18 protein-coding genes and 1 tRNA gene are annotated in these 24,076 nt (G+C 37.1%); 8 read left to right on the forward strand and 11 right to left on the reverse strand.

What is annotated here, in order from left to right:
* Positions 1–77: 77 nt before the first annotated feature.
* Positions 78–2,894, reverse strand: coding sequence for a TonB-dependent receptor (locus tag QM491_RS11090; RefSeq protein ID WP_283327561.1), 2,817 nt, complete (start codon positions 2,892–2,894; stop codon positions 78–80).
* Positions 2,895–3,447: 553 nt separating this feature from the next.
* Between QM491_RS11090 and QM491_RS11095 the strand changes: the two genes are divergently transcribed.
* A complete protein-coding gene (locus QM491_RS11095) occupies positions 3,448–5,367 on the forward strand; it encodes a tetratricopeptide repeat protein (RefSeq protein ID WP_283327562.1) in 1,920 nt (639 codons plus the stop codon).
* Positions 5,368–5,503: 136 nt separating this feature from the next.
* Here QM491_RS11095 and QM491_RS11100 read toward each other — a convergent pair whose 3' ends face one another.
* From QM491_RS11100 to rhaT, 5 genes are all read right to left on the reverse strand, one after another.
* Positions 5,504–6,760, reverse strand: a complete 1,257-nt coding sequence (locus QM491_RS11100) for an MFS transporter (RefSeq protein WP_283327563.1) — start codon at positions 6,758–6,760, stop codon at positions 5,504–5,506.
* Between the two features lie 108 nt (positions 6,761–6,868).
* Positions 6,869–7,726 carry a shikimate dehydrogenase family protein gene (locus QM491_RS11105; protein WP_283327564.1) on the reverse strand — a complete coding sequence of 286 codons (858 nt, stop codon included), beginning with the start codon at positions 7,724–7,726 and terminating at the stop codon, positions 6,869–6,871.
* Positions 7,727–7,978: 252 nt separating this feature from the next.
* Positions 7,979–8,839, reverse strand: coding sequence for a LysR family transcriptional regulator (locus tag QM491_RS11110; protein WP_283327565.1), 861 nt, complete (start codon positions 8,837–8,839; stop codon positions 7,979–7,981).
* A gap of 96 nt (positions 8,840–8,935) precedes the next feature.
* Complete coding sequence (locus QM491_RS11115; protein ID WP_283327566.1) at positions 8,936–9,967, reverse strand: GntR family transcriptional regulator; 1,032 nt, start codon at positions 9,965–9,967, stop codon at positions 8,936–8,938.
* On the reverse strand, positions 9,964–11,016 hold the full coding sequence (gene rhaT / locus QM491_RS11120) for an L-rhamnose/proton symporter RhaT (protein WP_283327567.1): 1,053 nt from the start codon (positions 11,014–11,016) through the stop codon (positions 9,964–9,966). Before rhaT ends, QM491_RS11115 begins: the two co-directional genes overlap by 4 nt.
* Before the next feature lie 611 nt (positions 11,017–11,627).
* On the opposite strand from rhaT, the gene QM491_RS11125 reads away from it, so the two are divergent.
* A complete protein-coding gene (locus QM491_RS11125; RefSeq protein WP_283327568.1) occupies positions 11,628–12,137 on the forward strand; it encodes a hypothetical protein in 510 nt (169 codons plus the stop codon).
* 56 nt (positions 12,138–12,193) lie between these two features.
* On the opposite strand, the gene QM491_RS11130 is transcribed toward QM491_RS11125, so the two are convergent.
* Together QM491_RS11130 and ffh are read right to left on the reverse strand one after the other, a co-directional pair.
* The gene (locus tag QM491_RS11130) at positions 12,194–12,562 is read right to left on the reverse strand and encodes a VOC family protein (protein ID WP_283327569.1); all 369 of its coding nucleotides are present in this window, start codon (positions 12,560–12,562) and stop codon (positions 12,194–12,196) included.
* Between the two features lie 76 nt (positions 12,563–12,638).
* The gene (gene ffh / locus QM491_RS11135) at positions 12,639–13,964 is read right to left on the reverse strand and encodes a signal recognition particle protein (protein ID WP_283327570.1); all 1,326 of its coding nucleotides are present in this window, start codon (positions 13,962–13,964) and stop codon (positions 12,639–12,641) included.
* A gap of 352 nt (positions 13,965–14,316) precedes the next feature.
* Between ffh and QM491_RS11140 the strand changes: the two genes are divergently transcribed.
* Positions 14,317–14,772 carry a hypothetical protein gene (locus QM491_RS11140; RefSeq protein ID WP_166550329.1) on the forward strand — a complete coding sequence of 152 codons (456 nt, stop codon included), beginning with the start codon at positions 14,317–14,319 and terminating at the stop codon, positions 14,770–14,772.
* Between the two features lie 92 nt (positions 14,773–14,864).
* Here the strand turns inward: QM491_RS11140 and purU are convergent, their stop codons facing one another.
* Positions 14,865–15,710 carry a formyltetrahydrofolate deformylase gene (gene purU, locus QM491_RS11145; protein WP_283327571.1) on the reverse strand — a complete coding sequence of 282 codons (846 nt, stop codon included), beginning with the start codon at positions 15,708–15,710 and terminating at the stop codon, positions 14,865–14,867.
* Between the two features lie 225 nt (positions 15,711–15,935).
* Positions 15,936–16,346: a GNAT family N-acetyltransferase gene (locus QM491_RS11150; protein WP_283327572.1), complete on the reverse strand. Its 411-nt coding sequence runs from the start codon at positions 16,344–16,346 to the stop codon at positions 15,936–15,938.
* A 258-nt stretch (positions 16,347–16,604) separates the two neighbouring features.
* Here QM491_RS11150 and QM491_RS11155 point away from each other — a divergent pair, with 258 nt between their 5' ends.
* The 3 genes from QM491_RS11155 to QM491_RS11165 all read left to right on the forward strand — a co-directional run bounded on the left by QM491_RS11155 (position 16,605) and on the right by QM491_RS11165 (position 19,757).
* Positions 16,605–17,837, forward strand: coding sequence for an isocitrate dehydrogenase (NADP(+)) (locus tag QM491_RS11155; protein WP_166550332.1), 1,233 nt, complete (start codon positions 16,605–16,607; stop codon positions 17,835–17,837).
* Positions 17,838–18,178: 341 nt separating this feature from the next.
* Positions 18,179–18,261, forward strand: a tRNA-Phe gene (locus tag QM491_RS11160).
* Positions 18,262–18,404: 143 nt separating this feature from the next.
* A complete protein-coding gene (locus QM491_RS11165) occupies positions 18,405–19,757 on the forward strand; it encodes a M20/M25/M40 family metallo-hydrolase (RefSeq protein ID WP_283327573.1) in 1,353 nt (450 codons plus the stop codon).
* A gap of 74 nt (positions 19,758–19,831) precedes the next feature.
* Here the strand turns inward: QM491_RS11165 and QM491_RS11170 are convergent, their stop codons facing one another.
* Positions 19,832–20,728 (reverse strand): Rpn family recombination-promoting nuclease/putative transposase, encoded by an 897-nt coding sequence (locus tag QM491_RS11170; RefSeq protein WP_283327574.1) that lies wholly within the window; start codon positions 20,726–20,728, stop codon positions 19,832–19,834.
* A 304-nt stretch (positions 20,729–21,032) separates the two neighbouring features.
* Here QM491_RS11170 and QM491_RS11175 point away from each other — a divergent pair, with 304 nt between their 5' ends.
* Both QM491_RS11175 and serA read left to right on the forward strand, forming a co-directional pair.
* Entirely contained in the window at positions 21,033–22,010 is a 978-nt protein-coding gene (locus QM491_RS11175; RefSeq protein WP_283327575.1) for a YheT family hydrolase, read from the forward strand.
* Positions 22,011–22,107: 97 nt separating this feature from the next.
* Positions 22,108–24,021, forward strand: coding sequence for a phosphoglycerate dehydrogenase (serA, locus tag QM491_RS11180; RefSeq protein WP_283327576.1), 1,914 nt, complete (start codon positions 22,108–22,110; stop codon positions 24,019–24,021).
* Positions 24,022–24,076 lie beyond the last annotated feature (55 nt).

A 24,076-nucleotide genomic window follows, 5' to 3' on the forward strand; every position in this document is an offset into this window, starting at 1 on the left:
CTGAAGCTACCACTCAGCTAATGGATTTTGATAATTTACTGATAACTGATATGCAATTAACCAATCTTCTCACTGGATTAGAACTTGTAATTGATACCGATCGTTGATGTTGTACCACGTTTGTAAGTTCTGAACACATCATCTTTTCCAGTTTCAATCTTCTTATCGTTGTTGGTATCGTTGTAGAATCTAAATGGTTGATTCAACAAATCTTGGATACCTACTTTCACTTCGATATGCTTTCCGAAACCTTTTGTAACGTTTAAGTCGATTACATTTCTTGGCATTTCATATACTGTAGGGAACACTACGCCATCGCCCACCAAGAAAATACGTGAACCTACAACATTGTAAAGAACATTGGCAGATAGATTGCTTTCGTTATCATTGAAATACACACCTGCATTAATCAAGTAAGGAGATTGACCTTGTAAGAAACGACTGTCTGAAGATTGTCCGCTAAAGCCTGTTTTTACATCTGAATCAATGATTGAAGCGTTCAACAAAAGTGTTAGGTTATCCACAAATTTTGAACTAGCTAAGCCCTTCAATGATTTACGCATTTCTAATTCCAAACCTCTACTAAATGCTTTCTCTGCATTTCCAACACCGAAGGCAATACCTGAACCTGCGTTCAAAATTCTAGCTTCGATTGGGTTTGTAAATTGCTTGTAGAATGCTGCAAGTGAGATTACTTCACCTTCTGATGGATAGAATTCATAACGCAAATCGTAGTTAGCAATAGTAGCTGTTTTTAGCTCTGCATTACCTACACGTGTTACATCGTAGTTAAAATCATAATAAGGGAATGGCGCTAACTCGCGGAACTCAGGACGGTTTACTGTTTGGCTGTAGGCAGCACGAATTTGGTTTTTCTCGTTCAACACATACGAAAGTGTTACAGAAGGCAACCAGCTTAACAATGGTCTATCAATATTTAATTTCTCTCCGCTACCACGTTTTAAGGTTACTAACTGCTGACGATTTTGTTCTGCTCTTACTCCAAACGAAGCGTTGAATTTACTTGAGAAAGGAACATAAGCATTTACATAGCCTGCGTACAATTCGTTACGAGCTTTGTAGGCATCTTCGTAACCTGTACCTTCATTATAAAATAATCCTGTTGTAGATAGGTTGGCTGGGTCGAAAAATTTGTCAGGTGATTGTGTCAAAATAGCATCTCCTACATTATTGGCATTTACGATACCAAACCAACGGGCAGCGAAATTACGGTCTTTCTTTTCTAAATATGTACCAGCACGAAGCTTAATCAATTCTTTTTCAGATGCATCTGCTTTACCGATACGGTGCTCTAAGTCGATACGTCCTGATACTACATTTTCAGTTAATGCTGAGTAAAAACGTGCTGCTTGTTGTAAAGTTGGACTTTGCGATTGTTGAATATTGATGGTGAATGGATCGTTGCTACCCAATGTACGGCTCGAAGTAAAACGACGGTTATCTGGTTCCTGACGGTTTGTGTATCCGTAACCACCTGTCCAAGTCAACTTAGTCATATCTGATAATTCGTGCGTACCGCTCAACTGACCAGAGTAAATACTCTTTTGTTCGTAAGTCATCGAGTAGCTTTTCAATTCAATATTATTATTGTTATAACCATTTCTCAAAACTGTTTCTTTTGAGCCTAATTGGTTAAACAAATTACGGAATTCAATTTTGTTAGCAGGGTTAATAATCAAAGCCCAGTTTGACATTACACCTACTCTAACGTTTTCGGCATAAGCATTATCGTTGTAAGCAAATTCTTTTTCACTTGCAGTATTACCAGCGTCAGCGTTGTAAGCATAACGATAAAATTCGATATTGGGCGTTCTTTGGTGCGTAAGGCTATAGTTAACAGCATTGATTGTAGCTACTTCTAAATTACCAACATTAAAGCGACGTGTCATCCCTAGATTACCTCTAAAATCAGGCAATACAGATAATGCACTTTGGTTAAAATAAGAAGGTAAAGATTTAAAAGCATTAACAACTGCTGGCGTATTGGCTCCCGACAAGATTGTACCCGTGCTCGGAATAGTTGAAGGCAAACCTCTCAAACCGTTATCAAAACCTAAAAAGTCTGTACCGCTTCCTTTATACGTAGTAGCTGTTTGGAAAGTTGTATTGCTACGATGTCCTAATGAAAAACCAGCTGTGAAAGAATTGCCATCTGGAATGGTTTTAGTATAAATCTTGATTACACCACCTCCAAATTCACCAGGAAGATCGGCCGAACCAGATTTGAAAATCAACATACGGTCAATTGCCGTAGAAGGAATTAAGTCAAATGAAAAAGCCTTTGTATCTACTTCTGTAGAAGGTGTAATAGCATCGTTGAGCAATACAGTATTATAACGTTCGTTCAAACCACGTACAATCACAAAGCGATCGTCTTGGATAGACACCCCAGGCACACGACGAACAACAGCCGAAGCGTCACGGTCTTGTGTTTTTTGGATTTGCTGTGCCGAAATACCTACTGCGATTTGTTCTATCTTTTTGATTTCGGTAATAACCGAAACTTCAGTTCCTTTATTTTTGGTACCACGTACTACAACTGCGTCGAGTGTAGTATTTGCTTCTGCAATAGTGGTATTAATGAGCGTTGTTTTGCCAGCTTCTACTCTTACGTTTGCTACAACTTTATTTTCGTAACCAACAAAAGAAAAAATTACAGTATGAACTCCAGCAGGTACACGTGATAATTCAAAATCACCTTGCATATTTGTTTGTGTACCAATTTGTGTACCTTCAATTCTTACTGCAGTACCCAACATTGGTTCGTTGGACTTTGCGTCTTTAAGGCTACCCTTAATGCTTCCTGTCTGAGCATAAGACACGAGAGATATGAATAAAAGTACGATTGTGCTGAGTAAAAATTTGCGTTGCATGTGTATGTGTATTAAATAGAAATGTCTCTATATCTTCGACGCAACAAAATTATTACTTGAATATTACCTATGTGTTTGTGAATTTTAAACAAACTGTTAAGGATGCCCTCTATTTGATAACATTATCTTAACATTAGAAACAATTACTTAACATAAAGTACTTTTATGATATTTTATTAGACTATTTCTAGCAAAAAGTACTCAAAACAGATATTACGGAGAAATTAAGTTTGTTAAGAATTCTAGCTAAACGACGAATTTATCTCTAATATCATTCACTAGCTTTATTGATTTACATCAAAATTATATGATCTAAAGATATTTGAGTCTTTTTATAGTTTCATTGAAAAAGAAAGCTTTGATGTTGACTTCATAAAGATTGTGATACTTGTTTAATCAATAGGGCTAATAACAATAGAGGCACTTCAAAGCTTGTTTTAGCATGGTTCTTGCTCAAATATTTACACTATTATATTATACAGAAAGTTAAATTTGTAGTAACAAAGAGGATATTACCCTCATGAAATAACCGCCTTTTTACCTTTTTCAAAAAATGTCAAAGAAAAATAAATCGCCCAAAGTAGAAACACAGTCCCCCAAAGCGACTTCAGAAACGGTAATCACAACGCCTTCAAACACTTCAAAAAATACTATTTTAACCATCATTGCATTTGCAGTTGTTGTATTACTTGGATTTAGCGGAGGTTTTAGTAATCAATTTGTTGACTGGGACGACCACGTGTATGTAGTCGATAATATCCTTGTTACGCATCCATCGGGGCATTGGCTCGAAGCTTGGCAAAGCCATGTAGCCAGTAATTATCATCCCCTGACAATGTGGTCACTGATGCTCAACGCTGTTATGTCTGGAGCAGAATCGGCACGAGCTTTTATCGTAACCAATACTTTTATACATTTTCTTAATGTTATTCTGGTTTGGATTTTGGCTCAAAAACTTCTTGAAAGTTATGAGACAGGTGAGCGCCAAAAGAAATTTATTGCCATTCTTACCGCACTACTTTTTGCCATTCACCCTATGCGTGTCGAGTCAGTTATTTGGGTGTCGGAGCGCAAAGACGTTTTATATGTATTTTTTCTATTGCTGGGTAGCTTGCAGTATTTCAAATATGTGGATAAAGGTCAGAAAGTGATTCATTTGATATTTGCATTCTTACTATATCTAGCTTCATGTTTGTCAAAAGGACAAGCTGTTATTTTTCCATTAGTCCTATTTCTTTTTGACTATTGGAGAAATAGAGAATTTTCTATCAAAGTGTTTGTAGAAAAAATTCCGTTTTTCGTGGTATCAGTTGTATTCGGTTTGATAGCCATTAATATACAAGGAGGAGGAAATTTGGGAGGAATGATTCACCCGATTGCAGCAACAGGCGTAGCATTCAAACCAGAAGACATCAGCTATTTCAAAACTATTACCTACGCAGGATACGGTTTTATGATGTATTGGGTACACTTGGTGGCTCCAATCGGTTTGCGCTCGATGTACATGTACGAAGACCCAACACTTTTTCATTCTGAATATTATTTGGGTTTAGTAGTAATGCTCGGAATTTTAGGCTGGGGAATTTTTAATATTAAACGCAATAAACTCATCGCCTTTGGGATTGGCTTTTTCACGGTAAGTATCATTCTAGTACTTCAAATTTTGCAGGTGGGTGGTGCTATTATGGCTGACCGATATACTTATTTGCCCTATATAGGTTTGTTTTTTATGCTAGCGGTGGGTATTTCAAAACTAATAGATAATCCAAAAATGCAACAGGCTGTATGGGCAGGATGTATCGTTTGGTTAGGAATTTTGCTTGTCATTACTAGAAAACAAGTAGGTACGTGGCAAAACTCAGGAACGCTTTTTTCTCGTAGAATAGAACTAGCCCCAGAAAAAGACGAAAGAGCCTATAGTGCTGCAGGGCAATATTATGGTGCAAAAGAAAATAATCTGGATTTGGCAATTGCCTACAGTGAAAAGGCGATTCAGCTGGGTTACAAAATTGACGTTACGCCATTGGGCAATCTGGCTTCGGCTTATGAACGTAAAGGCGACTATCCTAAAGCAATAGAATATTTGACAAAAGCCATTCAGCAATTTCCATCTGCAGATACCTATCTGAATCGAGGCAATACGTATCTCAATGCCCAGATGCCCGACAAGGCACTTCCTGATTTAGAAAAAGCACTCACGATGCCCGAAAATAAGCGCATTGGTGTAAACTACGGTTCTTTGGCGACGGCACAACTTAATACCAACAGAACAGAAGAAGCCCTCAAAAATTTCAATATCGCTATTGATCAATATGGTAGTCAAAACCCTGAGCATTTTTATAATAGAGGTGTAACTCATCATAAATTAGGTCATTTGGAGGCAGCAATTATTGATATTAAACGATGTCTACAATTAAAACCAGACCATCCACAAGCCACTCAGGCATTGAGTCTTTTAGGGGTGAAGAGGTAAATTTTAATTGAGTGCACGAGTGATTATTTTAAGATGAATGTTACCTGTAGAGACGTAAAGCATTGCATCTCTACTAGTTAAAAATAATCACTCATTCGCTCAAACACTAAATCGCTAAATTCGGGATGACTCATATTTATACAATCTCTATCCTCTCAATCTTCGGAATCAGCAATTTCAATAGCGTAAAGGCTATCATATAGGCACTTGCTGCATAGGCGAATAGAGGGGTATAACTCCCTGTTTTTTCTAATACCCATCCTATAATCATCGAAAACAATACGCCTCCCAATGCACCTGCCATACTGCCAAATCCTACAACGGTTGCCACAGCATTGCTCGGAAAAATATCTGACACAAGCGTGTAAGCATTGGAAGACCAAGCTTGTTGTGCTGCCAAGGCAATACCTACCATTATGACAGCAAACCATAAATTGGTAAAATAACTTCCGAAAAACATGGGTAACACTGCACAAGCACATACCAAAAATGCTGTTTTTCGAGCGCTGTCAATACTATATGATTTCTTTTGAATCAGCCATGTGGGAAACCACCCTCCTATCACACTACCTGCATCGGATAGTAAATAGACTGTCATTAATGGCAAACTCAGTTTGCCAAGAGGAATGCCAAAGGTTTTGTCCAAAAATTTAGGTAGCCAATACAGATAGAAGTACCATACTGGGTCAATCAAAAACTTCATGATGGTAAAAGTCCAAAGGGCTTTATAATTCAAAAGCTCTCGCCAAGCAATAGGTTTTACGGCTCGTTGTTCTGACTGAATATAACTCCTTTCTTCCTCGCTTACACTTGCGTGCTGGTCGGGTGTTCGATAATAACTCCACATCCAAATTACGACTAAAAATCCTAGCGCACCTGTCATAATAAAGGTGGCTTGCCAACCAAACTGTATGGTCAATAAAGGAACCAATAAAGCTGCTACGATTACGCCCATGTTCGAGCCTGCATTGATAATACCTGCCACAATCGAGCGCTCATGTGCAGGAAACCATTCCGAAGTAGCCTTGATGGCCGCAGGAAAATTTCCAGACTCTGATAAACCTAAAAATACTCTAGCCAATCCAAATCCCATGGGCGTGCCTACAAAAGCATGCGCCATCGATGCCAAACTCCACAACAAAATGGTAAGTGTATAGCCCAACCTTGTGCCTATGCTATCCAAAATACGCCCTACAACGGCCATTCCAATCGCATAAGATAACTGAAATGCACTTACGATATAGCCATATTGCATTTCGTTCCAGCCAATCTTTTTTTGTAAGTCACTAGCCAAAATACCCAGCACCTGTCGATCTAGTAAATTGATAGTAGTAGCAGCAAAAATCATCGCACAGATTGTCCAGCGTATCTTACCTTGTGGTTTGGTTTGCATAGTTTTAGTTTAGGGATATATGTATTAAGGCTGAATGATGAGTTGTGAATTGTGAGTACTTTCAAATAACAGATATACCATTAACTGATAACCTCTTCTTCCATTTCACTAGGGTATTTGTTGTACCAATTCTAGCACTACACTGGGGTCGTGTTCAATCCCAAAATAGTCCAAATATAGCGAAACCTGATAGTCGAGTGTATGATGTCCATGATGGATTTGATAGCCCAAAGATGCCGCTTTTTGTAACAAAGCAGTTTCCTTAGGTTTCATAATAATATCTGCAATGACTGTATGTTTTTCAAAAAACGTTGGGTCAAAAGGTAATGGGTCGTTGGGTTGTAATCCGCTATTACTCGCATTAATCGCCAAATCAATGTGAGTTGGGGGTACTTCTTGTGCTAATATTGTAGTTTCAGGGTAAAAAGAACGTAGTCTTTCAGCTAAAGCTTCTGCTTTTTCTGGAAAAATATCGCTCAAATACAACGTAGAAATCCCTGCATCACAAAGTGCCACCGCTAAGGCACAACCTGCTCCTCCTGTACCAACCAAATACACGCTTTTACCTTTACAAATAACTCCTTTGGCTTCAAGACCAACCACAAACCCAAGACCGTCAACGGTATCTCCGTATGAACGACCATTTTCGTCAAATCGAATCAAATTGACACTTCCTGAACGCTTAGCACGCTCGGTAGCTTCATCCACCAAATCTACCAAAGGATTTTTATATGGAATCGCAATCGTCATTCCTTTGAAATTATTAAAATGTCTAAAAGCCGTAAAAATGCTAGAAAGATTGGCAGGCTCAACTTCTATAGGAATCCAAATGGCATTGATGCCTAATGCAGGAAAAACTTGATTCATCAAAATAGGTAAGCGAATCTGTTTGACAGGATAGCCTGGGGTTGCAAATACCAAAGTTTTACCGTCAATTTCTGGGGAAAATATTTCTGTTGTATTCATACGTTAGTTAGAGGAAAAACGCTAAAGCTTTTCGCCTATCATTTAATCAAAGGAATAAGTACTAGTTAGATTGGATAACAGTTTTCCTCTAAAATTACGAGATAATACCTTTTGAATAGAATATTTTCAGCAAATAATATCATGAAATCGATTTAATAAATCAAAATGATACATTGTAGAATGTGGAGTGAGGAGTTGTGAGTGAAGAGTTTTAGGATGTACTTGCAAAGGACATTGAGGAAACATTAATTATTAAACCTTCTTGCAGACAATCGCATGAGTAATCTCAAAATTAGCATGCGTTGGATTGTCACTAAATATTAGGTCTTTCAAAACTACAGAATCGTTGTCGGTAATAGATAAAGACGAACTTACCAATGCGACTCCCATTCCAATACCTACTAAGCCTACAAGCAATTCGATACTAGAGACTTCCTGCACAATTTGAGGCTCACGATGGAATCCTGCGGTCTTACAACGACGTTCCACTTCATCGTATAGCGTATATAAATTACGCTGTACTTCTATCCAACGTTCGTTACGTAGTTGTTCAATTTTGATTTTCTTATAATTAGCTAGTGGATGCTTACTTGGAACTAAAACTTTTAAACAATTTAGCTCCAAATATTGAGATGAAAGATTAGAAAAAAGAAGAGGGAAATGTGTAATCCCTAAGGCTATATCATCACGAATTACACCTTCTTGCACACCTTCGGCAGTATTATATTCCACCAATTTTATAGATGAGTCAGGGTACCAATCTTGTACTTTTTGAGTAAACTCAATAATTTTAGATTTAGGAAAAAGGCGATAATATCCTAGATTAATTTGCTTTGCTTTGGCACCCAATTTCTTGGTATTTTCTAGCATTCGGTCAAATTGTTCTGTAAATCTCGAAGCATCTTTCAAGAGGAAAAAACCTGCTTCGGTCAATTCAACTTTTTTGTGTAGCAGTCTTTTATTTTTATCAAACAACTCAATTCCTAGCTCTTGTTCAATAAGATTGATTTGTTTGGTCAACGCAGGTTGAGATATACAAAGATTTTCGGCTGCTCGACCAAAATGCAACTCTCGTGCTACTTCAAGAAAATATTTGAGTTGTCGTAGCTCCATCTGGATACTTATTGAGTGATAAAAAGGGGCAATTTATTTTGGATTTCGGATATTTGATTTCCCTAAAACCCGAAATCAAATATCCGAAATCCAAAATCATAAAGAGCCTCTCATATTGAGATAAAAGGGATTTTCGATATGTTCTTTCGATGAATTAAGCACTAATTTGGCGGCTGTAATCCCCATAGCCTCAAAGTCTGTAGAAATGGTCGTGAGTCCTTTCATAATAAACTTTTTGAGTGGAGTTTCGTTATAAGAAATTATTCCTACGTGTTCCCCTACCGTGAGATTAAGTGTGATAATTTTCTCTAAAAGTTGTACTAAATCATCTTCCATCAAACTAATAAATACCTCTCCTTCATTGACAGGCTCTTCGTTCAAATCATGAACAATGTGATGGTTGAAGGCATAGTTACTACAAAAAGTTTTGAAGCCTTTCAAAATTTCCTGAGGATAATAACTATGCTCAGGAAAGACTAATTTAATGGTATGATATTTACTCAAAGCATCCAAAGCTTGGCTCAATGAGTTAAAAATATCTTTTTCAAAGTTTTCATACACAGCCCCATAACTCCCCTGAATCTCTTTGACTTTTTTATCAATAATAATCAGTTTGTCTTTTGGGAGCTGATCTAGCAATTTATACGCTTTTTCTTCCTCATCGATAAAATGTGGAATCACAACATAGTGCGTATAATTGCTTTTTTGTTGTCCCAGTAGTTTACTAAAAAGTACGTAATCGTTGTTGTAAATATAAAAATCAATAGCCGCTTTGTCGCCCAGTGTTTTGACAAAAGCATCATAAATAATTTTTTTGTGCGGACTCAGCTTATTGAATACTAAGAAAATCTTGAGTTCTTGTGACAAAAAAGTACTTGCCACAAAATAGCCTTTTCCTGGCGAAGAAGTCAAAACTCCCAGCTTGCGTAGTTCGTTATAGCCTTTCTCGACGGTAATACGTGAAATATCGAACTCGATACTTAGTTCGTTTATCGAGGGCAATAAATCCCCAGTAGTGAGGATACCCTGTCTAATAGCACTAAGTACCGAGTTGACAAGTTGCTGATATTTCGGAGTAGCCGAAAATTCATCAATATTTAAGTGTTCTAAAAAACGCTCTTTTTTCATAGAGAATTACCGATACCGACAATAATCACCGATAAAAGGATAATACCAATACCTGTTAAAATCGTACGGAAAATTGATTTTGAAACGCCTTTCCATTCGCCTAATACAATACCCCAGCAGTTAGAAGTTAGGATAATGGTTGCCATGTGCAAAATCCATGAGCTAGCGCCATTTCCTAATTTACTTTCGCCCATTCCGTAGAAGAAAAACTGCAAAAACCATGTTGTACCAGCTACTGCTGCAAAAGTATAATTTTTCTTTAAAGGAGCTTTAGCATTCAAATAGTCACCAAAAGTTTTGTTACGAGTATTCAGATACATACACCATACAAAGTTGGTGACAAACCCACCCCAAAGTACAACCACAAAGATAACATTGTTTTGGAATAATGGGTTACAGCCTTTTGCTACCGCTGTTTCGGCCATTGCTTTTCCTGCCTCAATACCAAAGTTAAAACAAGCACTCATCATACCCGAAATCGTAGCCACGATAAGACCTTTGGTAAGATTGAATTCTTTGATAGTTTCTGTTTTTTGTTCTTCGGTAAGTTCCTTTTCCTTCATCATCCCAGCCTTACCACAAACCATAATACCCCCCAAACAAACCAAAATACCCAATAATACCACTTGACCGCCAGTGTGGCTAATCATGTAAGAAAAAGTACCCTCAACATCGTTGGTAAATACATCGCGATACACTGCTGGCAGCAATGCCCCAAATGTAGAACACAAACTCAAGGCGATAGACATACCCAAGGACATACCCAAATAACGCATAGCCAAACCAAAGGTCAAACCACCGATACCCCAAAGTAAGCCCATCAAAAATGTCCAAAAAATCACACCTTGATCGGTAGTTTTGATAATCGTCATAAAATCAGGAATAGTAAGATAGGCAGCCAAGTATGGCACTAATAGCCACGATACCACACCACCCACAATCCAAGCACTCTCCCATGCCCATGATTTTACACGATTGTAAGGGATATAAAAACTCCCAGAAGCAAAACCACCTACTGAGTGGAAAATAACGCCAAGAATAGATTCCATAAAAGGTCTTTTTTACATAGATTAAGATTTACATGACTATGTTTGCCAAAGGCAATGGGTTTTACTTGCCACTAAGCCAACATAAGTAAACCTTAAAATTGTGATTATATGAAGTTTGATTATTGAAAAACAAATATTATTCTACAAATATAACCCTTCGCCCCCCTTACAACTGTCCTAAGGCATCTTTAAATATTGCAGTTTTTTGATTTCTAAAAATTATATATAAAATAACTATTAGTTATAAATCTACTCATTTGGCTATTACATTTTGTCAATCTATCAAATTGATATATCACATAAAGGGGAACAAAATAGGACTTTAGAAAGGAATTATTTTTTATTCAACTGAAGCTATTCTTTTGAAATACAATTTTTTGTAAATTCCAATATATGCTATCAATTTCTAAATAAATATCATTTTTCAAGGGAGCTGTTTCTAAAATATAGAAACATAGAGATACGATATAAGATAGATTAAAACTAGGATATGTGTATAACTAAAAGCAAAAGTTAAAATCTTGTTTTAGAAAAAGACATTATTATTTAATCTTTTTTCATCTTATCCAATGTATTTGTATTCATTATCAGTCCAATATATTTTTAAACCTATGGAAAAACAACCTCTCTTTAGTGAAAAACAACGATTCAATCAATGGTGGATTTGGCTTATTCTATTGGGTACAAACGGCGTGTTTTTGTACGGATGGATTCAGCAAATCTACCTTAAAATACCTTTTGGCGATCACCCTATGAGCGACTTGGGAGTATGGATTTCAGTATTTGCTATGTTTTTGTTTACACTCTTCATGCGTTTATTTTGTTTAGAAACAAGCATTCATGAAGATGGAATCTACGTACGATTTGCTCCACTCCAACGGAAGACAAGGATATATCGCTGGGATATGCTCGATGAAATTTATGTAAGAAAATATTCTCCTTTAAAAGAATATGGAGGCTGGGGCTATCGGGTAGGGTTTGGGAATACAGGCGGGGCGTTAAATATTTCTGGAGATATGGGTATTCAGCTTATTTTCAAAGACAAAATGCCCTTACTTATTGGAACTCAAAAGCCTGAAGAAGTTGAAAAGGCGTTGGCTTCGCTCAATTTAAGTATTTAGTAACTGAAATTTAAGAGGGTACTTTCACCCTCTTTGAGGTAAAAACAAACATATACTTAACTTACACTTAGTGTAAACTCAATCCAATAACCATCAGGGTCTTGGATAAAAATTTGGGGTACACCGTCGGGACGCATTTTAGGACCAACCATAGGTATTTTTTTTACCTTCAAAAAAGCCTCGCATTCTTGGATATCTTCCACCTCCAATGCTAAATGATTACGTCTTGAGCCACTTACTATAATTTCATCGGTACGACCCGCTATCAAATGTAAAGTATGTCTTCCTAAAGCATACCAAACCCCTTCAAAGTCAAAATTTGGGCGTGGTACTTCTGGTAACTCTAACACATTTCCATAAAACTCCTTTGATGTCTGTAGGTTTTTGACAAAAAGAGCGGCATGATTAATTTCTTTGATTTTCATGATACAGTTAAAAACAAATGCACATACGCCAAAACGTATGTGCATTACACAAAAGACTAATATTGTAAATTAGAAATTATTTCTTTGGGAAATTAGGCAATTTCATTTTACCATCTTGTACACGGTTCATCATACGCATCATTTTGCGCATTTCTTCAAACTGCTTCAACAAGTTGTTGATTTGTTGAACCGAAGTACCCGAACCAGCAGCGATACGTTTCTTACGAGACATATCTAATAATTCTGGTTTCTGACGCTCTTTTGGAGTCATTGACTGAATAATTGCCTCAATTGGTGTGAAAGAATCATTCGAAATATCAACGTCTTTGATAGCCTGCCCCATCCCTGGAATCATACCCATCAAATCTTTGATATTACCCATTTTCTTGATTTGTTGCAATTGAGAGTAGAAGTCCTCAAAACTAAATTGGTTTTGACGGATTTTCTTATTGATACGCTCTGCTTCTTCTTCGTCAAAGGCATTTTGTGCTCTTTCAACCAAGGAAAGCACGTCACCCATACCCAAAATACGGCTAGCCATACGATCTGGATAAAATTGGTCAAGAGCATCCATTTTCTCACCTGTCGAGATAAACTTGATTGGTTTCTCAACAACGTGACGAATCGAAAGCGCCGCACCACCACGAGCATCACCATCCAACTTAGTCAAAACTACCCCGTCAAAATTCAAACGGTCGTTGAATGCCTTGGCTGTATTTACTGCATCCTGCCCTGTCATAGAGTCTACTACGAACAAGGTTTCAGATGGTTTGATAGCTTCTTTTACTGCTGCAATCTCGTTCATCATGGCTTCATCTACAGCTAAACGACCCGCAGTATCGACAATGATTACTTTTTTACCCATTTTGCGAGCATATTCTAACGCATTTTGGGCAATTTCTACAGCATTTTTATTTTCTGGTTCAGCATAAACTTCAACCTCTACCTGCTCTCCTAATACCTTCAACTGGTCAATCGCCGCAGGACGGTAAATATCGCAAGCAACTAGGAGTACATTACGACCCGATTTTTTGAGGTACTGAGCTAACTTACCAGAGAATGTAGTTTTACCAGAACCTTGTAAACCAGCAATTAAGATAACAGAAGGGTCATTTTTGAGGTTGATACCTTGTACTTGTGAGCCCATCAATTTTACGAGTTCATCGTGTACAATTTTTACCAACATCTGACCTGGGTCAACTGCAATAACGATTTTTTGACCCATCGCTTCATCCTTGATGCGGTCGGTAATTTCTTTCGCTACTTTGTAGTTAACATCGGCATCCATCAAAGCGCGACGGATTTCTTTCACTGTAGCGGCTACGTTAACGTCCGTGATACGTCCCTTACCTTTAAGGGTACGCATTGCGGTATTAAGTTTATTACTTAAATTCTCAAACATTGTCGGTTATAGCTAAAAATCTTATAGTTCATTCTATAGAACCGCAAAGGTACAAAAAAAATTAAGCATTAGTAGTTTCATAAATTGCTAATTATTATCTTGTAATAGATATCCCTACCTCCAATTTATACTTACAAACTTTATATCCTTCCCCACAGATTTACAGAGGCTTGCAGACAAACAATGAGTTTGGCTTGCTACCATTCTTGATAATTATTGTTTTTGTTTACCTTTTATTATCATTGATTCACCCATCTTCCTGAAATAATTTTGTGCACTCAATTTATTGTATTACAACTATTTAAAGCACCAACAAAACCATTTTATTTCATCAAACACATACAATACTTATATGAAAGCACCTCAAATCATCCTTTACGTAATTTGCTTAATCTGTTCAAGCTTTTTATCAAAAGCTCAATTTATTAGCATCGACGAAGCTCGCCATAAAGAAGTAAAAAAAGCAGGGAAAGCGGGTCTTTTTGTAGATATTCATCAAGATGAAAAAAATCCATTGATTTATAAAATTTTGATAAACCACACACAGGCTGAGTCAATTATGACTTATTTACGCCCTCGCAACTCTGCGGATTTCATCGAACAAAAGGATGCTAACTTAAAAGATTCCCATGTGATGCTCAACCTACATTTGGCTGGCTTAGAAGACGGTGAATATACTTTTGTCGTAAAAACTGAAAATCAATTTTTTATCAAACATTTTCTGCTCACCAGTGGAGATTTAGTCTGTGAAAAGGTTGGAGGAAAAGAAGTATTAACCATTAATAGACAAATTCAGACGGTAGATTAAATAAAGGGACAAAGCGTTAAAGTAACAAAGGCACAAAGTGATTATGATACACTTTGTGCCTTTGTTACTTTAACGCTGTTTACTTTTTGTTTTTACTCAAAAATAATTGTTCTGTTTCCAGCAATAAATACTCTATCTTCTAGTACTAGCTTAAGTGCTTTGGCAAGAACAATTTTCTCTACATCCCGTCCAGCAGCAGCCATTTCGGTAGCAGTTTTGGTGTGATTTACCGAAATCACATCTTGGAAAATAATCGGTCCCTCGTCCAAATCATCTGTCACAAAGTGGGCGGTTGCTCCGATAATCTTTACCCCACGTTCATACGCCTGACGATATGGATTAGCACCAATAAAAGCAGGTAAAAACGAGTGGTGAATATTGATTACTTTTCCTTTGTAACGCTCAGTAAAAGATGGAGTTAAAACACGCATAAATTTTGCCAACACCAAATAATCAAAACTGTAAGTAGCCAACAACTCATGAATTTGGTTTTCATGGTCTAATCTCGACGCCTCGTCGGTTCCTTTGGCAGGAATGTAATGAAACGGTATCCCGAAGCGCTCAGTTAATGAGCGTAATATCTCATGATTCCCAATTACGGCTAAAATATTGATGGGCAAGTCTTTAAACTCATTACGAATCAACAAATCACTGATACAATGATGCTCTTTGGTTACCAAAATCACAACATCTTTAATTTCTTTTTTAGAAAGGTTGATATTGGCTTTGTTGGGTAAAATACCTCTTAATCCATCTTCAATTTTTTCAGGGTCGCAATTTCCAGAAAAAGCCACACGCATAAAAAACTGATTGGTATCTCTTTCGACAAATTCGTCGGTTCTTTCTACATTGAGGTTATTAAAAAATAATACTCCAGTGATTTTATGCACAAGCCCTTTTTCATCAGGGCAATCAATTCTTAATATATAATCCGTCATTTCAAAATTATTATAATGGCTAACAGCGAGCTATGATACTTTTACAACATAACTTTCAACAGCCTGCAAAATTACTTATTCGTTTTACTAAATCGCTAATTATTACAGAATTAAAATACAAAAACTATAGAGTGTAGAGATTTGAATCATCACTAGAAGTTTAGATTCTATAAAATAAAACTTCAGCTCATAATCAAATTTTCAAATCTTCAAATTTGTACTCATCTACAATTGTATTTCCATTTTTACATATTCGATTCCTTCTTTTACGAAAGTATCCCCAGTGGCATCTAGTCCAAATTTTTGATAAAATGGTAATGCTGAAGTGCGTGCATGACACCAAAGTAATTGTACTTTATGTTTTTTCGAAAAATCAATCAAATGACTTAATAGTGCTGTTCCTAAGCCTTTCCCCTGTAAATGTTCGAGTGTAGCAAACTTTCGAAATTGTGCTTCTTGCCCTTCAATAAATAAAGAAATCACAGATACTAATTCTGAATCTAACCACAAGCCAAAATGAAGTCCATCCTCATCATTTTTGATTTTAACAAAATCTAAAGGATAATCTGGCCACATAACTTCATGACGAATAGGCCAAGTTTGATCTGCTGATATTTGCTTGATAATGTATGTCATAGTTGGTATTTAAAATTGAAATATGCTAAATGTGAGTCTCAGTATTTATCTTGTCTTTTAGCATTTTAAGGTATTTGATAAACCTCAAACCTAAAGAAAAAAAGGCTAACTATATATTTTTTAGCAATGCTTTTCTGAAAAAACTATTGATTCTCACCTAATAATGTTCCCTACGTATCATAACATTCCGTACATTTGCAGTCGAAATGCGCAAACTATTCACGCATCATTAATAACGCATAACGTTTTCATACAAAAATGGGAAAAATTAAAGTTGAAAATCCTGTCGTTGAGCTTGATGGCGACGAAATGACTAGAATTATCTGGAAATTCATCAAGGATAAATTAATCATTCCTTACTTGGATTTGGATATCAAATATTATGATTTGGGCATGGAGTACCGTGACGAAACCAATGACCAAGTTACAGTTGATGCTGCTGAGGCTATCAAGAAATACGGTGTAGGTATCAAATGTGCTACTATCACACCAGATGAAGCTCGTGTAAAAGAATTCAACTTGAAACAAATGTGGAAATCACCAAACGGTACAATCCGTAACATCTTGGATGGTACTGTATTCCGTGAGCCTATCGTTTGTTCAAATGTTCCTAGATTAGTTCCAAACTGGACTGCTCCAATTATGATTGGTCGTCACGCTTTTGGTGACCAATACAGAGCAACTGACTTTTTGACAAAAGGAAAAGGTAAATTAACAGTTACTTTCACGCCAGAAGACGGTTCTGAACCACAAACTTTTGAAGTATTCAACTTCAAAAACGACGGTGTAGCATTAACCATGTACAACACTGACGAGTCTATTCGTGGTTTTGCTCACTCATGTTTCAACATGGCATTGAGCAAAGGATGGCCTTTATATTTATCTACTAAAAATACCATCTTGAAAAAATACGATGGTCGTTTCAAAGATATTTTTGAAGAAATCTACCAAGCAGACTACAAAGAGAAATTTGTAGCAGCTGGAATCGTTTACGAACACCGTTTGATTGATGACATGGTAGCTTCTGCCTTGAAATGGAATGGTAACTTCGTATGGGCTTGTAAAAACTACGATGGTGACGTTCAGTCAGATACAGTAGCACAAGGTTTCGGTTCATTAGGTTTGATGACTTCAGTATTGGTTACGCCAGATGGTACTGTAATGGAAGCTGAAGCAGCTCACGGAACTGTAACTCGTCACTACCGTGACCACCAAGCTGGAAAACCTACTTCTACTAACCCAATTGCATCTATCTTTGCTTGGACTCGTGGTTTGGAATTCCGTGGTAAATTGGACGGTAACCAAGAGTTGATCAACTTTAGCCAAACTTTGGAAAAAGTATGTATCGAAACAGTTGAGTCAGGTAAAATGACTAAAGACTTAGCAGTGTGTATCCACGGAAACAAAGTTTCTCATGGAGAACACTACTTATATACTGAAGAATTCTTGGCAGCAATTGACGAGAATTTGAAAGCTGCTTTGGCGAAATAATTTTTGCTAAAATAGTTTTGAGAGGCCAAGCTTAGCCAAACTATATAGTTTGGCTAAGCTTGGCCTTTTCATTGTTATAACTTAAAGTTACTTAAACTTTCATAAAACTATTGGCGTAAGCAATGAATTTATACTGTTTGAGCGAAGCGAGTTTATAAATTCTTGAATTTTTTGTTACTTTTTGTTTCAAGACAAAAAGTAAGGCGAAGAATCTATTTTTAGAAATAGTATAACCAACTTCTTCCTACGATAATAGATAAATAAATAGCATTTTCTTTTAAATTGTAATCTTTATTTTTAAATTTGAAGCAATGTAATCTCCGACTAGAAGCAATCTTATCGGAGGTGCCAGAGCGGTCTAATGGAACAGCCTGAAAAGTTGTCGGTCTTAACAGACCCAAGGGTTCGAATCCCTTTCTCTCCGCAATTATACTAGCCCCCTCACTATCTTTCAACAGATTGGTGAGGGGGCTTTTGGATTCTATGAGACCTCTTTATCCAAAGGATAGCCTTTTTAGAAAAAAAATGTATATTAGAATTTTCATTCATTAAAATGCTTCATCATTCATGAAAAAACACTACCTCCCGCTAATTTTATCATTTGCACTTTTTACAGAAGCTAACGCTCAAAAAATTGTTCAGCGTGATCCAGCCATCGAACAACTCGTTGCTGAAGTAAATGCTGATAGTTTGCAATCACATATCAAAAAATTGGTAAGTTTTGACACTCGTCATACCATGAGTACCACTACTGAAGAAAAACGTGGTATTGGGGCTGCAAGGCGTTGGGTCTTAAGCAGATTCCAAGAATATGCCAAACAATCAGGTGGTCGTATGACAGCTATGATTGATTCGTGGGTACTCAAACCAGATGGCAAACGTGTCGACAAAGATCAAGATATGGGTAATGTCATGGGGATTTTGAAAGGAACAGACCCGAACGACGACCGTATTTTTATCGTTTCGGGGCATATTGATAGCCGTGTAACCAATGTCATGAATCGCGAAGCTACCGCCCCAGGAGCCAACGACGATGGTTCAGGTACAGCTACAGTTATTGAACTAGCTCGTGTGATGGCTAAAGCACAATTTCCAGCAACCGTTATTTTCTTGGTGGTTAGTGGTGAAGAACAAGGGCTTCTTGGGGCTGATTATTTAGCCCAAAAAGCAGTCAACGAAAAATGGAATATCGAGGCTATCATGAATAATGATATTGTAGGTTCTAACAACAGTAATGAAACTAGAATCATAGACAACACTCGTGTTCGTATTTTTAGTGAAGGGCTTCCAGCTTTTGAGCTTGACAAAAAAGCGACTAGCATTCGCAATATGGGACAAGAAAACGATGGGAAAGCCCGTCAGTTAGCACGTTATGCTAAGGAAATTGGAGAAAGATATATAGACAATTTGGAAGTAGTAATGGTGTATCGCAACGACCGCTTTTTACGTGGTGGCGACCATACGCCATTTGTCAATCGTGGTTTTGCAGCAGTTCGTGTCACTGAGATGAACGAAAATTTTGACCATCAGCACCAAGATTTGCGTACTGAAAAAGGTACTCAATATGGAGATTTACCAGAGTTTATGGATTTTGAGTATTTGAGAAAAAATACTGCCATGAATTTAGCAACGTTGGCTAACTTAGCAAAAGCTCCAGCCACACCTCAGAATGTAACAATTGATACCAAATCATTGACCAACAGTACTACGTTATTTTGGCAAACACCAAAATCAGGTAAGGTAAAAGGATATTATGTATTAGTTCGTGAGACCTATCAGCCTTTCTGGCAAAAGAAAATTTTTACCACTAAAAATGGTATTAATATTCCTTACTCAAAAGACCATTATTTCTTTGCCGTACAAGCAGTTGGCGAAGATGGTAATGAAAGTTTACCCATATTGCCAAAAGTAGGAATGTAAGATTCTGTAGGTGTGTTGATAAAAGAGCCAAGAAATCAGTGTTAAAGCTGAGATTCTTGGCTCTCTTATTTGAACTATAAATTCGTAATTTCTTCCTCTGAAAGTCCTGTTAATTTTTGTATACTGGCAATATCAAGTCCCATCATTTTAGCTTGACGAGCAATATTTCGTTGTCCCTCTCTCAATCCCTCTTGAATACCTTTCTCCATTCCTTCTTGGATTCCTTTAAGGAGTCCTTCTTCATGGGCAGTTTCTACGGCATAGTCGTATGTGGCTTTGTTATCCCTAAATACTTTGAGACTGTATTCGTACCTTTCCCAATCCTCTCTATCCATTTTGGCTAGTTCAGCTATCTGAAAAGCATGGGTAAATACTTCATCTTTGAACAATTCTGGTATGTTCTGAAAGTCTTCTAGGTTTTTGATAAAATATAGCCACTTATCTAATCGAGTATATAACTGGGATTCTTCTTTTCTGAAATTAGGCATTTCCAGATAGATATAGGTCAACTTGTCGTAGAAGACCTTTCCATGCTGATTTTTGAGATTGATGGTATGTACAACCTCTGATTTTTCAGGTTCAGATTCGTAATCATCAAAAGTGAAATCTAGCACGCCAATACAGTACACCGCTTTGAGATTGTAATTCCAGATACCTTTTTCGGCTTGCTCCCGAATCGGAAAAGTTGAGTAGTAAATAGTCCTTTCTCTGAAATAATTCTGTTTGGCTTTTTGTAATTCTACGATAAACTTTTCACCATTTTGATTTTCGCAATAGATGTCATAAATGGCTTTTCGGTCATAAGGCGTAAAGCCTAATTGTTCATTGTTTTTGAAGGTGAGTTCTACGATTTGGTCTCTTTCGGGCAAAAGGGAGTTTAGGAAGTCAATAAGTTGTGGCTTACTGGCTTCTTCACCAAAGATTTTTTTGAACCCGAAGTCCGTAAATGGATTAAGATATTTTGCTTTCATGTTTGTAAAGGAGTAGTTCTAAAATCCAAAGTTAGACAATTTTTAGGACTAAACATTTGTTAGCATACAAGTTTGATTTCCAATTGCTTGAGCAATTTAGACTTATTCTATGGTGTGCATCACATTTCCTTTTTTAGCAATAGATCTTTTTGTGAAATCCTACTCTTTTTACTTGGTCTCCTTTTACTATAACTTCTTTCGAAGAATCAAATAATACTTTTTCAATAAAAAGTTATGAAATTCCGCCAAAACATTCAACTATTCAAAGAATACTCCTAAATTCAAGTGTTAATTCTGAAACAAAATGCCAGTTGTAAAACACTCTGATTACCAGCCTCCTTTATGGCTGCCAAATGGTCATTTCCAAACCATTTATCCTTCCTTGTTTCGTAAAGTAGATGGGATAAGTTATCAGCGTGTGCGTTTATCAACTCCTGACCATGATTTTTTGGACTTGGATTGGTCAAAAGTTAATCCTCATGAAACTCATTCACAGCGCCCACTTTTGATTTTATCACATGGTCTCGAAGGTGATTCTACCAGACAATATATCACGGGTATGGTCAGGTTGTTTAACCAACACCAGTTTGATTGTTTGGCATGGAATTTTAGAAGTTGCTCAGGAGAAATCAATAAGCAAGTACGTTTTTATCATAGTGGTGCTACCGATGATTTGGACTTGGTAATCACGTACGCAGCGCAAAAATATAAGGAAATATACCTCATGGGCTTCAGCTTAGGAGGAAATCTTACCCTAAAGTATTTGGGTGAAAATGGCGAAAATCTTCGTCCTGAAATCAAAAAGGCTGTAACATTTTCCGTACCTTTGCACCTTTCTGGAAGTAGCTCCAAAATGGAAAGTTGGCAAGACTGGGTATATACCCGCCGTTTTAATAAAACACTTACCAAAAAAATCCAAGAAAAGGCAGTTTACTTTCCTGAAAACATCAACACTACAAATTTGTCGAAAATACGCACCCTGCGTGATTTTGACAATTATTACACTTCACAACTTCACGGATTCAAAGATGCAGAGGACTATTATCAGAAAAATAGTTCACTATATTTTATTGAAAAAATCCAAATACCCACGTTAATAATTAATGCCCAAAATGACCCTTTTTTATCGAAAGAATGTTTCCCTTTCGATAAGGTAAATCGCTTAGAAAAAGTATTTTTCCAAGCTCCCGAAAAAGGTGGACATTGTGGGTTTATGCAAAAAGGCTATGAGGAAACCCTCTGGTCGGAATATCAAGCATTAGGCTTTTTGTCCAAAAACTAGCAACGAGTACCAAATAGGTTAACCAATACATAAATAACTAGAGTTTCAAATCCGTAGGAAAAGGCTTTGACCCTGACTTGCGATATACAGTAAGAACATGTTGACTAAAACAGCAGAACATCAAGTAAATTTCGTCATTGACTTTGACAGCACTTTCACTCAGGTAGAAGGTCTTGACGAATTAGCGGCCATTGCATTGGCAGGCAACAAAGACAGCGAAAAAATTGTCGGTGAAATCAAAGCGATTACTGACAAAGGTATGTTGGGTGAAATTGGGTTTGCTGATTCCTTGAAGGCGAGAGTAGCCTTATTGCCAGCACACCGCGACCATGTAAATACTTTGATTGAGTTTTTGATGGGTAAAATCTCAGACTCATTTGCTCGTAACAGAGAGTTTATCTCGATGTATCGTGAAAATATCTACATTGTGTCGAGTGGTTTCAAAGATTTTATTGTTCCTGTAGCCGTGTCAATGGGCGTAAAAGAAGAAAATGTTTTTGCAAATACATTTACTTACGACGCAGAAGGAAATATCATTGGATACGACGAAAGCAACTTGCTTTCTCAAGATAAAGGTAAAGTAAAATTACTTCAAGCCTTGCAATTGGAAGGCGATGTGTATGCGATCGGCGATGGGTATACTGACTATGAACTTCGTGAGTCTGGTTTGGCGAATAAGTTCTTCGCTTTCATCGAAAACGTAGAGCGTCAAAAAGTTGTAGAAAAAGCTGATGAGGTTGTAGCTTCATTAGATGAATTCCTATATATCAATGGCTTGAGCCGTTCTCAATCTTATCCAAAATCAAAAATCAAAGTTTTATTATTAGAAAACGTTCACCCAAAAGCTGTTGCAGCTTTCAAAAATGAAGGGTTTCAGGTAGAGCTATTGAAAGGTGCTTTGGACGAAGAAGAACTTATCGAACGCATCAAAGGTGTTTCGATTTTAGGTTTACGTTCTAAAACTAATCTTACCAAACGTGTGCTTGAGCATCCAAATGCTAGTCGTTTGATGACCGTTGGAGCATTCTGTATTGGTACAAACCAAATCGATTTAGCTGAATGTGAAAGACGTGGTATTGCTGTATTCAATGCACCTTATTCAAACACTCGTTCAGTAGTAGAATTGGCAATTGGTGAAATGATTATGTTGACTCGTGACATTTTCACGAAATCAAATAAAATGCACCAAGGTGTTTGGGACAAATCTGCAACTAACTCTTACGAAATTCGTGGCAAGAAGCTCGGTTTGGTAGGTTATGGAAGCATCGGTACGCAACTTTCGGTTATTGCCGAGGCAATGGGTATGGAAGTTTACTTCTATGATGCCGTTGATAAATTAGCCTTGGGTAATGCCAAAAAATGCAAGACTTTAGAAGAGCTTTTAGGTATTGCAGATTTCATTTCGATGCACGTTGATGGTCGTAAGACTAACTCAAACATTATTGGAGAAAAAGAATTTGCTATGATGAAAGACAATGTAATCTTCATCAACCTTTCAAGAGGTCATGTAGTAGATATTCCAGCATTAGTAAACGCCTTGAAATCGGGTAAAGTTTGGGGAGCGGCTGTTGACGTATTCCCTTACGAACCAAAAACTAACGACGAGGAGTTCATGAACGAATTGCGTAGTTTGCCAAGAGTCATTTTGACTCCACACATTGGTGGCTCTACAGAAGAAGCTCAAGCAAATATCGGTGAATTTGTACCAAGCAAATTGTTGCAGTTCATGAACAACGGTAGCACGTATGGTTCGGTAAACTTCCCAGAATTACAATTACCAGCTTTGGAAGATGCCCACCGTTTGTTGCACGTACACCAAAACGTACCAGGTATTTTGGCCAAGATCAACGGTATTTTTGCTAAATACAATGTTAACATCAAAGGTCAGTATCTCAAAACAACCAACAACATCGGTTATGTAATCACTGACGTGGCAAAAGAATACGCAGACGAGATTGTAGAAGAGCTAAAAGGCTTAGATAATACCATCAAATTTAGAATGTTGTATTAAAATCTTGTATTCTTATATCTTTGTGCCACGTATTTCGTGGCACAAGTTTTTTATC

It is taken from the genome of Flectobacillus longus (genome assembly GCF_030056705.1).
Lineage (GTDB): Bacteria > Bacteroidota > Bacteroidia > Cytophagales > Spirosomataceae > Flectobacillus > Flectobacillus longus.